This window comes from Paraburkholderia sp. RL17-337-BIB-A (assembly GCF_046025895.1).
GTDB lineage: Bacteria > Pseudomonadota > Gammaproteobacteria > Burkholderiales > Burkholderiaceae > Paraburkholderia > Paraburkholderia fungorum_C.
In genome coordinates this window covers 381,986-395,748 of the sequence record NZ_JARESY010000004.1, presented here as the reverse complement: position 1 = coordinate 395,748, position 13,763 = coordinate 381,986, and the positions used below count along the sequence as shown (strand labels likewise).

Annotated in this window: 12 protein-coding genes; 4 read left to right on the top strand and 8 right to left on the bottom strand. The window is 61.9% G+C overall.

Going from position 1 to position 13,763, the window contains the following annotated elements:
* Nucleotides 1-177: 177 nt before the first annotated feature.
* The 4 genes from P0D84_RS46915 to P0D84_RS46900 all read right to left on the bottom strand — a co-directional run bounded on the left by P0D84_RS46915 (nucleotide 178) and on the right by P0D84_RS46900 (nucleotide 4,596).
* Nucleotides 178-1,317: a porin gene (locus P0D84_RS46915; RefSeq protein ID WP_408350827.1), complete on the bottom strand. Its 1,140-nt coding sequence runs from the start codon at nucleotides 1,315-1,317 to the stop codon at nucleotides 178-180.
* A 125-nt stretch (nucleotides 1,318-1,442) separates the two neighbouring features.
* Entirely contained in the window at nucleotides 1,443-2,285 is an 843-nt protein-coding gene (locus P0D84_RS46910) for an ABC transporter ATP-binding protein (protein WP_408350824.1), read from the bottom strand.
* Nucleotides 2,282-3,352: a FecCD family ABC transporter permease gene (locus P0D84_RS46905; protein ID WP_408350821.1), complete on the bottom strand. Its 1,071-nt coding sequence runs from the start codon at nucleotides 3,350-3,352 to the stop codon at nucleotides 2,282-2,284. Before P0D84_RS46905 ends, P0D84_RS46910 begins: the two co-directional genes overlap by 4 nt.
* Before the next feature lie 11 nt (nucleotides 3,353-3,363).
* Nucleotides 3,364-4,596, bottom strand: coding sequence for an ABC transporter substrate-binding protein (locus P0D84_RS46900; protein WP_408350818.1), 1,233 nt, complete (start codon nucleotides 4,594-4,596; stop codon nucleotides 3,364-3,366).
* 150 nt (nucleotides 4,597-4,746) lie between these two features.
* On the opposite strand from P0D84_RS46900, the gene P0D84_RS46895 reads away from it, so the two are divergent.
* Both P0D84_RS46895 and P0D84_RS46890 read left to right on the top strand, forming a co-directional pair.
* Entirely contained in the window at nucleotides 4,747-5,460 is a 714-nt protein-coding gene (locus tag P0D84_RS46895; protein ID WP_408350815.1) for a response regulator, read from the top strand.
* A 13-nt stretch (nucleotides 5,461-5,473) separates the two neighbouring features.
* Nucleotides 5,474-6,871: an ATP-binding protein gene (locus tag P0D84_RS46890; protein WP_408350812.1), complete on the top strand. Its 1,398-nt coding sequence runs from the start codon at nucleotides 5,474-5,476 to the stop codon at nucleotides 6,869-6,871.
* Nucleotides 6,872-6,920: 49 nt separating this feature from the next.
* On the opposite strand, the gene P0D84_RS46885 is transcribed toward P0D84_RS46890, so the two are convergent.
* Nucleotides 6,921-7,832: a MurR/RpiR family transcriptional regulator gene (locus tag P0D84_RS46885; RefSeq protein WP_408350809.1), complete on the bottom strand. Its 912-nt coding sequence runs from the start codon at nucleotides 7,830-7,832 to the stop codon at nucleotides 6,921-6,923.
* Between the two features lie 271 nt (nucleotides 7,833-8,103).
* The gene (locus tag P0D84_RS46880; protein ID WP_408350806.1) at nucleotides 8,104-10,254 is read right to left on the bottom strand and encodes a phosphocholine-specific phospholipase C; all 2,151 of its coding nucleotides are present in this window, start codon (nucleotides 10,252-10,254) and stop codon (nucleotides 8,104-8,106) included.
* A gap of 896 nt (nucleotides 10,255-11,150) precedes the next feature.
* Between P0D84_RS46880 and P0D84_RS46875 the strand changes: the two genes are divergently transcribed.
* Nucleotides 11,151-11,438 (top strand): DUF1330 domain-containing protein, encoded by a 288-nt coding sequence (locus tag P0D84_RS46875; protein ID WP_408350803.1) that lies wholly within the window; start codon nucleotides 11,151-11,153, stop codon nucleotides 11,436-11,438.
* Between the two features lie 15 nt (nucleotides 11,439-11,453).
* On the top strand, nucleotides 11,454-12,077 hold the full coding sequence (locus P0D84_RS46870; RefSeq protein ID WP_408350800.1) for a transposase: 624 nt from the start codon (nucleotides 11,454-11,456) through the stop codon (nucleotides 12,075-12,077).
* Nucleotides 12,078-12,482: 405 nt separating this feature from the next.
* On the opposite strand, the gene phaP is transcribed toward P0D84_RS46870, so the two are convergent.
* Both phaP and P0D84_RS46860 read right to left on the bottom strand, forming a co-directional pair.
* Nucleotides 12,483-12,977, bottom strand: a complete 495-nt coding sequence (phaP, locus tag P0D84_RS46865) for a TIGR01841 family phasin (protein WP_408350797.1) — start codon at nucleotides 12,975-12,977, stop codon at nucleotides 12,483-12,485.
* A 551-nt stretch (nucleotides 12,978-13,528) separates the two neighbouring features.
* A complete protein-coding gene (locus P0D84_RS46860) occupies nucleotides 13,529-13,756 on the bottom strand; it encodes a hypothetical protein (protein ID WP_408350794.1) in 228 nt (75 codons plus the stop codon).
* Nucleotides 13,757-13,763 lie beyond the last annotated feature (7 nt).

The following is a 13,763-nucleotide window of genomic DNA, read 5'->3' as shown; positions in this document are numbered from 1 at the left end:
CTATAAATCGCAACTAACCGTCTGACGCCCCCAGCGCCCACCACCAACCGCGGCCCGCCGGCGCGCGGCCGTCAGACGGATGTCTCTCCGCACACAGAACCTCACATCCCGGCGCGGCCCGCCGCAAAAGGGGCTCAAAGGTAACGCGCACAACGGCGCTTCCCCCTGTTATCGGTGTCAAAACCTGTGCCTCAACCCCGCGGCAACGACCACCTGCTGATTGGTCGACGAGGGGCTTTGGCCGGCAATGTCGGCAGTGAGCCCCGAGCCATCGCTGTTGATGTGCTGGTAGCTCGCCTGCAGATACACATCGCTCCGCTTCGAGAGAAAGTAGTCCGTCTGAACCGAGACCTCATGCCATTTCGGATGATGCGAACCGCTCGCCGTCGAGAGTGCGCTGTTCGTGTACGTGTACTCACCGTTCAGGCTCAAGGCCGGCGTCAAGGCATAGCTGGCGTTCAGTTCGAAGTTGCTGAAGTTCGCGCCTTGCCCGTTCTCCACGAGACCGAGGCTGTTCGCGCCGTTGATCGTATCGAGTGCATCCAGTTGCGTGCGCGTCCACACAAAGCCCAATTTCGCGGCCCCCACCTTGTAGCTCGCCCCCGCGCCATAGGTGCGCTGACTTCCCGCGACAAAATTCCGGTCGGTCAGCGTCAACGCGCCGTTGGCGTTGCTGCGGCCGTCGTTGTTGGTCTGGAAATAGCCCGCGGCGAGATTCAACGGCCCAGCGTCGTATGACGTGCCAAAGCTGTAGAGACGGTTGTCATCAAAGCCACCGGCCTCGTTCGAGAAGCCGTAGAGCGCGCCGAATCGCAGCCCCGCATACGGAATGCTCGCGAACTTCACCGAGTTGTTCACGCGGAAAGAATTGTTGAGGTTGTCGTTGTCGTAGGGATGCGCGGACAGATTGTTGCCGCCGGGGTGGTGTCCGGTGAAGCTGAGCGGGGCAAGATAGTCGACCACCGAATCATATTGCCGCCCGAAGCTCACCGTTCCGAAGCGGTCGTTCGAGAGCCCTGCGAGGGCCTGGTAACCGAATTCGCGGCCACCCTGGCGCAACGTCCCGTTCGTGACGCTGAACCCGCTCTCAAGCTGGAACACCGCCGTGGTCCCGCCGCCGAGATCCTCGCGGCCCGCGACACCCCAATGGCTGCCGGTCACGCTGCCGCTGCCGGCCTGCATGACGCTATGGCCCTTCTGATTGTTCGTGTAGGACAGGCCGGCGTCGATCACGCCGTACAGCGTCACGCTGCTTTGGGCCTGCGCCGCGCACGCGTAACCCGCTACGACAGCGGTAATGATGAGTGTTTTCTTCATTCTGCTCCTGGGTCTGTAGATAGTTTGAGGCGGTAGCGAGCCGACGCGACGACACGACGCCCGACGAGCGGGCGCCGGTCGGCGGCTGGAATAGCGGTCTGAAGCTGGGCTGGCTGGGCCGCGTGCTAACTACTGGCGGCGGGGCTGGCGGTGTCGCTGGCGATGTGCGTGTGACCGGCGAGACCGTCGATCAGCACTTGATGGTGTCCGCGCGAGCACTGCTCGATCCGCGCTTCCACCCCAAAGACTTTCGCGAGATTCGCAGGCGTGACGACGTCGGCGGGTTGTCCGAAGCGCACGATGCGTCCTTCGTGCAGCAACATCGCGCGCTCGCATGCACGCATCGCGGCGTTGATGTCATGCAGCACCACGATGGTCACGATGTCGCGTTCGCGCGTGACGTCGTGCAGCACGCGCATGACGTGAAACTGATGGTTGAGATCGAGCGCCGAAAGTGGTTCGTCGAGCAGCAGCACCTGCGGGTCGCGCACCAGTGCCTGGGCGATACCGACGAGCTGGCGCTGGCCTCCCGACAACTCGTCGAGTGAACGCGTGGCGAGGTCGTCGATGCCAAGCCTTTGCAGCACGGCATGCGCATACGTGACATCGTCGTGCCCTGCGGCGCGTGGGAGCTGGAACGACTGCCGCCGCGTGGCGCGGCATGCGACCAGCACGGATTCGAGCACCTGCAGCCGCACGCCCGCGGGGAGCGCCTGAGGCAGATACACGACGCTATGCGAGCGGGCACTGGCCGCCGACAACGCAAGCAGTTCGCCGTCGAGTGAAAGCGTCCCGGCGCTCGCGCGCGTGAGCCCAGCGAGCGCGCGCAGCAAGGTGGACTTGCCGCTGCCGTTCGGCCCCAGCAGTGCCGTAATCTTGCCGCGCGGCAACGGGCCGGCCTCGAGCGCAGCGAGCACCTGTCTGCGGCCATACCCAACACTCAATGCGTGAATACCGAGCCCGCTCATCCCAGTTCTCCCTGCGAGCGCACGACAATGCCGAGAAAGAGCGGAATGCCGACCAGCGCCGTGACGATACCAACCGGTATCAGCACACCGGGAATGATCAGCTTCGAGGCAATGGACGCGAGCGACAGCATCAGCGCGCCAAACAACATGCTGCCGGGCAGATAGAAGCGGTGATCTTCGCCGAACACCGAGCGCGCGATATGCGGCGCGATCAGCCCGATGAACCCGATCGTCCCGACAAACGAAACCGCCAGCGCCGACAGCACCGACACGCGCAGCAGCGTACCCAGCCGCAGCCGCCGTACGTCGATGCCGAAACTGGCGGCGCGATCTTCGCCTAGCCGCAGCGCGGTGAGCCGCCAGGCGTTGCGCATCGACATGGGCAGCGCCAGCGCGAGGGCGAGCCCGAGGACGCCGATCTTCGGCCAGTCGGAGCGGGCGAGCGAGCCGAGGGTCCAGAAGACGAGCCCTTGCAGCGCATCGGCGGAAGCGATGAACTGCATCAGCGCAACCAGCGCGTGGAAGGCGAATACCAGCGCGATGCCCATGAGTACGACGCCAGCCGTGCTCATGCCGCGCCAGCGCGCGACGGCGTCGAGCAGCAGCGCCGACAGCAGCGCGAATACAAAGGCGTTGGCCGACACGATCCAGGTCTGCGAAACGCCGGGAATCGCGACATCCAGCACGATTGCCAGCGACGCCCCGAACGCCGCCGCCGCCGACACCCCGAGCGTATAAGGGCTGGCGAGCGGATTGTTGAGCACGGTCTGCATCTCGGCCCCGGACAGGCCAAGCGATGCGCCCACCAGCAACGCCATGACTGCGTACGGCAGGCGGATCTGCCAGACGATGACACTTGTCGCCGGATCGGCCGAGGCGCGATCGAACACCGTGCGCAGCAGCGTGTCGAACGGCAGCCCCGACGGCCCCGTGCGCAAGTCGAACAGTAGCGAGGCCGCGATCAGCGCCGTCACGGCGACAAGCGCGGCGACGCGCCGCTGCGTGAGGCGCCGGTAGCGGAACACGCTGCCGGCGTGCAGATTTGCGTGATTCTGAAGTGTGGACATCGTGAGGAAGCTCAGTGCGCTGCGAGTGGTGCGTCGACCCAGTAGGCGCCATCCGGTGGCACGGCGAGGAAGCGGCGATACAGCTCGTCCTGTGTCGCGTGCACCTTGAGGTCCTTGAACTGCTGCGGATAGAACCACTTCGCGAAGGCTTCGATGGCCACGATGTTGTACGGCGAATCGTAATAGTTGTGCGAGATGCCGTGCACGTGGCCGTCGTGGATCGCCTTGATTGTGTCAAAGCCAGGCCGCGCGACAAGGGCAGCCAAACTCGCTTGTGCATCCTGCTCACTCGTCAGCGCACCGACACGCAGCGCAGCGAGTCCCGGTTTTGTACGGCTGCCGGTCGCGATATACACGTCCGGGCGCGACGCAATGATCTGCTCCATGCTGATGTCGCCGAGCACACCGGGAACGAGGCCCGCTGCGATATTGCGCCCACCCGCTGTCGTGATGAACTCGCCGAAGTTGCCGTTGCCCGCCGTGTGACAGCAGCCTGCGTCCCATGCGCCCGCCAGCAGGTCGATGAAGACCTTCGGCCGCTGGTTCTGCGGAATCTGGCTCACGACGCTCTGCACATGCGCCAGGTGCTGCTGGTAGAAGCGGATATAGGCGTCGGCTTCCTTCTCACGATGCAGCACAGTGCCCAACAGCTTGATACTCGGCAACGTGTTTTGCATCGGATGCAGACGGAAGTCGACGAAAACGACCGTGGTACCGGTCGATTCCAGTTGCTTCACGAGAGCGTTGTATTGGCCCGGACCATGGCCGCCCAAGCTGAAAATCGCCAGATCGGGCTTCAGGCTCAGGGCCTTTTCGGCGCTGATGCTGTCTTCAGTGGCCTTGCCGATTAGCGGGATCTGTTTGATCTCCGGAAATTTCTTCGCGTAGGCGTCGTAGGTTTGCGGGTCCATGGTCGGCAGATCGCCTTGCCAGCCAACGATGCGTGCCAGCGGATGCTGACCTTCAAGCAGGGCCACCGCCGTGAGCAGCCGGCTTTCACCCAGCAGGATACGGTGCGGCTCGGCGGGAATCGCGATGGTGCGGCCTGCGAGATCGGTGACCGTCTGCGGTGCCTGGCTGGCCGGCGCCTGCGTAGCAGCGCACGCGCCCGTGCTCGTGACGACCGCGCCAAAGGTGAGCGCGACGCAGGCCGCAAATGCGCCAGCCGCAAGCGTCAAGGGCCGGCGCGCCAGAGAAAACCGGAGAATCGACATGATATAGTTCGAAATGAGAATGATTGCCATTTGCGGGCCTTACTTTAGCGGGGCGATGTAATGGCAATGTGTTGAAACACGGCCGTTTTGTAATGAAATGTGTTGAGACGGGCGCAGCTCTGCACGGGCCACGCAAACACCGGCTCAACGCAGCCGGTGCCGGGAAAAAAGGCTTTCACGATGGACCACATACTCGTCGTCGACGACGATCCCAACATCCGCCAGTTGCTGCGCGACTATCTGCACGACATGGGCTATGCGGCGAGCGCCGCTGAAAACGGCGCACAGATGAAGCAGATCATCAATAAGTCGCGAGTGGATCTGCTGGTGCTCGACCTGATGCTGAACGGGGAGGATGGTCTAGACATCACGCGCGAACTGCGGCGCGAGCACAGCTTGCCGATCATCATCCTGAGCGCGCGCGGCGGTCTGCTCGACCGGATCCTCGGCCTCGAAATGGGCGCGGACGACTATCTGCCGAAGCCTTTCGACCCACGCGAACTCATCGCGAAGATCAAGGTAGTGCTGAGGCGCACCCGCAGCGTACCCGGTGCGCGTCAGGCCGATTCGCTCGCGTTCGTGAGCTTTGCCGGCTGGCGGCTCGATACGCGCATGAAGCAGATGCTGTCGCCGGACGGCGTGATCGTCTCGCTCGGCGGCTCCGACTATCGCGCGCTGCGCGCGCTGCTGGATCACCCGAACCGGCCGCTGTCGCGCGAGTTCCTGCTCGACCAGGTATTCGGCAAGGAGCGCACGCCGCTCGACCGCTCGATCGACGTCTGCGTGAGCCGTCTGCGGCACTATCTGAAAGACGAGGCGCGTGGCGCGAAGCTGATTCGCACGGTGCGCAACGAGGGCTACATGCTGGTTGCCGACGTCGTCTACGAAGCGTGAGGCGCGACCAGCGATGAAACTGCGCCTATGGCCCGACACGCTGTATGGGCGGCTTGTCCTGATTCTGGTGGTCGGCATGTTTGCCGGGCAACTTTTGACGAGCACCATCTGGTTCGAGACCCACGACAACCGCACCCTTGAAATTCCCGCGCGTCTCTTTGCGAGCCGTCTTGCCGATACCGTGCGGCTGCTTCAGCATGCGCCCGATGACGCTTCGCGCCGTGAAATTGCCACGCAGCTAGGCGATGCGCGCTACCGGCTGCAGTGGATCGATGCGCCGGCCCCGGCGCCCGCTGGATCGGTCGCGAGGCAAGCCGTCGGCCATCTGATCTCCGGTGTGATGCGCCGCCGTCTTGGCGAGCCGATCGAAGTGCGCCTGATCGACGCCGAGCTGCGTGGCGATGCGGGCCAGCACGCGGGCATCCTCAGCCTGTTCAACTCGCGTATGCCAACGGGCGATTTTCATGTGCAGATGAAACTTCCGCAGGGTGAGTGGCTCGACGTGCAAGCCAACGAGGGGCAGGCGGGTATGCAGATCGAGCCGCACGCGCTCGTGCTCGACTATCTCACGCGGATCTATCTGCTTCGCCTGGCGGCCGTGTTGCTGTTGGCTCTGGTGGCGGTGCGCTTTGCGGTGCGTCCGTTGCGGCAGCTCGCGAAGGCCGCGGACGCGCTTGGCCGCAATATCTATCGGCCCCCGCTGCCGGTTAGTGGCCCACGGGAAGTGCGCACCGCGGCGCAATCGTTCAATGCCATGCAGAGCCAGTTGATCGATGGTATCAGCGCCCGCACGCGCTTTCTAACGGCCGTTTCACATGATCTGCGCTCGCCGCTGACGCGTTTGCGGCTGCGCGCCGAAATGCTGCCGGATCCGACATGGCGGGAATCTATGCGTGGCGATCTCGAAGACATGGAAGCAATGGTGCGCGCGACGCTGGACGCGGTCCAAGGCGTTGAGATCACCGAGCAGCGTCATGAGATCGATATCGATTCGATGATCGAAGGGCTGGCTGAGGATGCGCGTGAGGCGGGACATGTGGTGGATGTCGAGGGGCGCGCGGTGCATCCATTGAGTGGGTATCCGCGCAATCTCAAGCGTTGTTTGCAGAATCTGGTGGATAACGGGATTTACTACGGCGGTCGGGTCAAGATCCGGGTGACGGATCTGGAGCACGCTGTGCAAATCGTCGTGAGCGACAGCGGTCCTGGTATTCCCGACGAGATCCTGCTTGAACGGGTGTTCGAAGCGTACTTCAGGATCGATGCGTCAAAAGACGGGAAAAACCAGGGTACAGGTTTGGGGCTGACCATTGCGCGGAGCATTGCTGCCGCGCATGGCGGAACCCTCACTCTGAGAAACCGCGCGGACAGCGGTCTCGACGCGGTGCTGACTTTGAATCGGGACGACTAGGCAGACCGTGAGGCCTGGAACTGCATCGCGCCGGCGCTGCCCGTGGCCGTCAATATCGCTTGAGCGACAGCACGTCGAACGTACGGCGGATGGTTTCCGCCGATCTCTCGTAGTCCGAGAGCGCGAGGCACGCAATCAGCACGTCGATGATCGCCAGTTGTGCGAGACGGCTCGTCATGGCTTCCGTGCGAAATCTGGTCTCGCGCGCCATGGTGAACAGCACGATATCGGCAAAGGCCTGAATTGGCGAACGCCCGAAGTTCGTGATGCAGATGGTGCGCGCGCCGGCTTCCTTGGCGAGGCGCGTTGTCGTCACCGTTTCGTGCGTGCTGCCCGAGTGCGAGATGGTGAGCGTCGCCACGGTGGGGTCGCAAAGCGACGCGCTGATGACCTGGATGTGCGGGTCGATCACCGCGCGTACGTCCAACCCGATACGCAGCATGCGGTAGTGCGCATCTTCGGCGATCGACGCCGAGCTTCCCACGCCGTAGATTTCAATGCGGCGCGCGTTGCGGATCACCTCGACCGCCCGCTCGAGCTCGCCCACGTTGAGCGTGGCCTGGGTTTCGTGCAAGGCCTGCACGTTCGAGCTGAAGATCTTTGAAATGACCGCCGCCGCGTTGTCGCTGGGCTCGAGATCTTCATGGATCAATTGCACCGGGCGCACGATTTCCTGCGCCAGCACGATCTTGAGCTGCTGAAAGCCGGTGGCGCCGATCGCCTTGCACAGGCCCACTACGCTGCCTTCGCTCGCGCCCACACGCTCGGCGACCTCGCTGACCGACATGTGCACCACTTCCTGCGCGTGCTGACGGATGAAGTCGGCGATGCGCTGGCTGGTGGCGCCGAAGGTCGGATAAAGCTGCTCGATGCGCGACAGGATCGCCGACACCGAAATCGGCTGGGCCGGCGTCCCGGCCGCGGCCTTGGCACTCGCCACGCCTTTCTTTGCGGGTTTCATCAAAGCTCCTGTGAAAGAATCCGTCGAGCCGCTGGCACGCCGCGCGAGGCGCGGCTAGGGTCGCCCAATGCGCGATACGCAACCGGGCCCGACAAGGAAGCGGCAAGGATAGCGTGACTTCCGGGCGTGATGAGAGTGGTGAGTATCAAAAGGCGACGCAAATTTTCGATTACCGGCCGCGTTGATAACGACCACTCGAATGATGTTTGCGACGTCCACGATCCCTCCGGCCGGCGGAGGCCGAAGTCCGCCTCCGCCGGCCGGAGCCAGTTCAGCTCAAGTGAAGCGCCATCGCCGGATCGCTGACAGTCGGCTTGCCCGTTTCGATACGCCCCGAGAAGCGGCGCATGAAATTGTCGCCCGTCACGGTGAAGTCGTACCAGTTGCCGCTGCCCGAGAGATCCCAGTGCAGCATGCCGACATCATTGGCAGCAACATTCATCTGCCAGGGGCCATCGGTGCGGTAGGCGTTGGACTGCACCGTCACCGTGCCGGGCGCGCTACCGGTGTTGTGCAACTTCACGTAGACCTGGCCGGCGTTCGTGTCGTAGCAGACCTGCACTTCGGGCATGAAGGTCGCGGTACTGGCGGCCACTGCGTTGCCCGCGAAGGTACGCAGGAAGCCGTTCGGGCCGTAGACCCAGAGCTCGTAGTTGCCCTGGTCGGTCTTCAGCGTGTCGTCCCAGTAGTCCTCGAGCGTCTTGCCGGCTTCTACCGTGTATCGGCGCGGGATGCGGTCCAGGTGTTTCTTGTCGTACACATGGAACACTGCGCCTTGCGTACCTGTATTGCTGAACATCAGCTTCACGAGACCGGGACCTTCGATGCGTGCGCTGGTATGCAGTTCATAGGGCAGTGCGCGCGAAAAGCGCGTGCCCGGCTCCTGGAACAGCGGCTGCGGCGTGGCCGGCGGCGCTGCGATGGGCAGTGAGGCCTGGGCGGCAAGCACGGTCTGGTAGTTGGTCGTATCCGGCAGTTTGGGAAAGACCGGATCGTTCGGCGAAACAAAGTCAAAACACGAGGTCAGGTCGCCGCAGACCGCACGGTGCCACGGACTGACCGCGTCGACAGTGAGGTCGAAGCGCTTCTCTAAAAACAGGCTCATCGACGTGTGATCGAAAACCTGCGAGTCAACCCATCCACCCTTGCTCCACGGCGAGATGACGTACATCGGCACGCGCGCGCTGAGACCCCACGGCCGCACGTTGCCGCTGATGGTGTCCTTGGCGTTCAGGTACTTTCTCGTCGGATCGGAGAAGTACTCACCGTCCAGCGGGAACGTGGCCTTGCCTGCCAGGGTGCCGTCCAGGTTGTACGACGGTGGCGCTGGCGGCGCCACATGGTCGAACAGGCCGTCGTTCTCGTCATAGGTCAGGAAGAATGCGGTCTGCGCCCAGACATCTGGATTGGCGGTGACTGCGTCGAGCACTTCGGCCGTGAAGTTCGCACCGATCGCTGGATTGCTGTTGCCGGAGTGCTCCGAGTTGGCTGCCGTGCACAAGATCCACGACACTTCGGGCAACGTGTTGTTCATCACATCGTTTTTCAGGTCCGCAATCGAGTAGTCCGTCAGGCCCTTCACGTATAGCGGATCGCCGGGCTTGGCGGTGCGGAAGTCCTGGAAAGCCAGGCCGCCGTGCATAGCGCCGGTCCAGTTGTCGTTGGTGTCCTGGTAGATTTTCCAGCTCACGCCGGCATTCTCGAGCACTGACGGCAGGGAAAGCCACGTGAGTGCGTTGTCCGGATACGTATAGCCCGGCGTCGGCATGGTGCCTGTGATCCAGCAACGATCGTTGTTGGGTTCCGAGGTCCGGTCGTCGCTGTTGATGCCCATCTTCGCCAGCTTCGGGTCGAAGCCCGAGCCCGAGAAGAAAACCACGCGGTTCGGGTCCGTGCCGCTGGTGGTCGAGCAGTAATAGTTGTCACAGATCGTGAACGCTTCGGCCAGCGCGAAATGGAACGGGATGTCGCTGCGGGCAAGATAGCCCATCGTGTACTGCGTCTTGTAAACGGGCCAATGGCCTGACTTGCCCTGATTCCAGGCGGCCTGCATGTCGGAGAAGCTGTGCGGCGTGCTGGGCGATTGCAGCGCCTTAACCTTGGTCATATCCATGTGATACGGCGGAATTTCGTTGCCGTTTGCGTCCTGCTGGTACCACACGTCCTTGCCGCTCTCGAGTGGAATCGGCAAGCGGTCACCATAGCCGCGTACGCCCTTCAGGGTGCCGAAGTAATGATCGAAGCCACGGTTTTCCAGCATCAGGATGACGATGTGCTTGATGTCCTTGATGGTGCCGGTGTCTACCGCAGCTGGAACGGCAAGCGCGCGGGCGATACTGGGCGGCAGCATGCCCAGCGCAAGGGCGGCGCCTGCCGACTTGGCGGCACCGGTGAGGAAACTGCGTCGATCGAGTTTTTTCATGGTCTTGACTATGTAGGGATTGAGCGCGGGGCGGCACTTCGCGGCATCAGGGCGCGCAACTCAGCTTGACGCTGGGCGGTGCGGACGACGGCTGAGCGCCGGAAGCGGCGTTGGCGGCGCCCGACGGGTTTGTCGAAGACCCGCCGCAGGCGGCTAGCGATAGGCTCAGAACGATGCAGGCCGCTACAGCACGGCCATACAACAGGAATTGGGTCATTGGGGGGATCTCATGGCTGGTGGACAATTAGTAAAGCTGATTAAAAAGACAGTTGACCAATCTGCGTGGTGATCTGATCTAGTCCGAACACGGGATAAAGCCTGGGCAGTAGCGGTACCGGCACAGAGAATAAAAACTGAATGTGTCAGCGTAATGAAAACATTTCATTCAAAGACAACAATATGTCTGAATAAACTTCATTCTGCTTCTGTTGGGTCCGCTCGGCCACGAGCCGCTGGCCACGCGGTTGCACCCACCGCTGACATGGCCGCTGTTGATGCACCACCGCAGTTGGGCTCGCTTCTGGAGCTGACGGTCAACGAGGAAAAGACATGTTCGGAGCCGGAAGGCGAATTTGACTTCCTGGGTTTTACGTTTGGGCGAATGTACTCAGCGACAACTGGCCAGGCCCTTATGGGTTTGCGCCCGTCGAAGAAGAGTATCCGGCGCATGGTCGAAAAGATTCATGCGCCGACTGCCTTTAAGACGGCATGGCAGGAGAGGGAGATCGCTAGGGAAACGCCCGCTATGATCGCTCGCGAATGTCTGTTTGCGAGGGTCGGGTGGTTCTCTCGCCCAAGCGACGGGTCGACACCTGCGCCGACGCTGCGTATCGAGGTCCAATGCGGTTCCATGGCATCATCGTGCGCATCTTCACACCACCGCAGGAGCGTACGCCATGGCGACTTACATTGTCTTCACAAAGGAAAGCACACAGGATCAGGGGGAGCTCGACATCTACCAAAGCAAGGTGGGCGAGACCTTTAAAGGTCATCCCGTCAAGATTCTCGCTGCCTACGGACCTCAGCAGATCCTTGAGGGCGACGCGCCAGAGGGCGTCGTAATCGTGGAGTTTCCGTCGACGGAGGCCGCGCGCGCGTGGTACGACAGCCCGGCGTATCAGGATGTCGCGCAGCACCGGTTCAAGGGCGCGCGCTATCGCGCCGTCCTCGTCGAAGGCACGTGACGAAAGGGGCGCTCAGTGGGCGCAGTTTATTACGCGAAAGTCCGTATGCCCGGCGTGTCGGGGCGCGAGCCGACCTACACCACCGCGTACATCGAGCTGATCTATACGTTCTACCGGCTGTTCGGCTGGGGCATGCGGCAGATCACCGGCTACATGGAGGATTGCTGGGCGACCCGGGGACTGGACATTCCGGTGCCCAGTTACGGCCAGCTGTGCGACCGGTTCGCGGTGCTCAAGGTGAGTGTCACGCAGCGCTGCGAGCAACTGGCCAGACGGCTCGCACGTGGCGAAGCAGTGAGCGTGATCGTCGACAGCACGGGGTTGAGCTTCGGGCGTGCGAGTGAGTGGTACGAACAGAAGTACTGCAGGAAGGCGAGGCAAACGACGTGGCGCAAGATGCATCTGTCGATCGACGGGGAGATGAACATTCACGCGATCAGCAAGACCACCACAGAAGTATCGGACAGCGAAGGTATGGACGCGGTCCTGCCCGCGGATCAGCCAGTCGACCGGGTGATCACGGACGGCGCGTACTACAGCATCGAGCGTACCGAAGCGCTCGCGCCCGGGCGTGACGCCTGTCATTCCACCGCCGGCCCACGCCGTCGTGCACGGCAACGACCAGACCCGCTGGCATGATCAGATCGTCAAATACATCGACGAGAAAGGCATCTATGCGTTCCACAAGAAATATGGATATGGCGTACGCGCGCTGGTCGAAGCGCAGATCTCGCGCATCAAGCGATGCATTGGTGCCACCCTGTCTGACGCAGAAGATCGCGTCGCAGGAGAGCGAAGGCGTGATCATCGCCAACATCATTAACCTGTGGAATTCATTTGGGAGGCCCGTTTCCGTCAAAAATCTATAGTTGCGTCCGCAGCATGGGAACTCATACCTGTCCGAACAAAGCCGAGCGGCAGCGCCCCAAACATCACGAGTGGCGGTCAAGATTTCTCGCTTCTCAGTACATCCCACGCCGGAAAGACAAATGCGAACCGAAGTTCGCATTTACAGACCCACAGCGCAAAGGGAGAACAGCAGTCTTACTGAGCGGTAGACACCGTAGCGACGAACTGCTTTGCAGCCTTGTTGGCCGATTCGTAGGTAGCGTTCGCTGCAGAGAAAACCGACTTCCAGGCAGCTATAGCTGTTTCGCTTCCTGCAGGCGCGTTCTTTTTCAGGTTTTCGACGAATCCCTGAGCATCTTGCTGGAGTTGCTGGCCCTGCAATGCAGCCGCGGCTGAAATTTCGCTTTGCACCTCTGACACGATTTCATGAACGCTGCGGCCGTACGCGACCACCTTTTCCGCAGCAGGCTGGGAAAGGCTTGCTTGCAGTGCGAGCAGCGCGCCCGGGTTGCCGGCCGAAATGACTTTGGACACGATTTCCTGACTTTCAGCAAGAGCCGCTTTAGTGGCCTGCAAATTCAACGCGATCAGTTTTTCAAAGCCGGCGAATGCCTTGTTCGTGATGCCAAAAAATGCGTCCACGTTGGCCTGCTGCGCGGCAATCAACTGCTGGGGGGTAAGAGTGCTCATCAATGCTCCGTAGGTAAGGCGGCAAGGGACGATGATTGAAAACGGATACGCCGAGTCGACCAAAGATAAAATGCTGCGCTGCAACACGGATCATTGTACGGGGCGACACAGGGAAGTCAAATCATTTCGACGGGGGGACGTCAGCCTTAAACCATTCGCAACGAAGCGTTCCGGGAATGTTCTTTGAGCTGCTGGCAACAAGGTGCGCCACGGAATCGGCTGAATTCAAAATGCCGGATCAACTCGCGTTCCGAGGTTGGGGCTGCTTTGTCCATGCTCAGAGGACGCGCCCGCTTGCCGGCGTTTTGCTTTGCGATGTTAAGGTGGGTAGGTAGCTGGAGTCGTCCTTGCGCATCCGCAGCTGACAGCAATGTCTGCTGGCTCTACCATTAACGAAAAATGGACCTTTGAATTCAGCGGCGGTCTTAAGACCATCCATGAACTCATGGAGAAGCGTGGCCCCACCGCGGCCGATATTGATGCGCATAGCCTTCTTGGCAGTCTTTGTCTGCGCCGCTTCTAGGTATCTGAGCAAACCACGCGCGTAGTGCCTAAAAGTGGCTGTCCACCCACGCTCGCGCCCAAGCGAACCCAGCCTGCTGCGCCTCTTCCTCACTATCGAAATAGCCCTGCACGCCGGAAGCTTCAACGAGCTTGTTGTTCTGCGTAATGGCTCCGCCCCGCGCCGCTTCGCTTTTCTCGGCGTCGCCTTCTTCCTGCCCTAAGGCGCGCTCGATGTGAATTAGGCCACGACGCCTGTCGGGGTGTCGTGGCCTCATTGGCGCA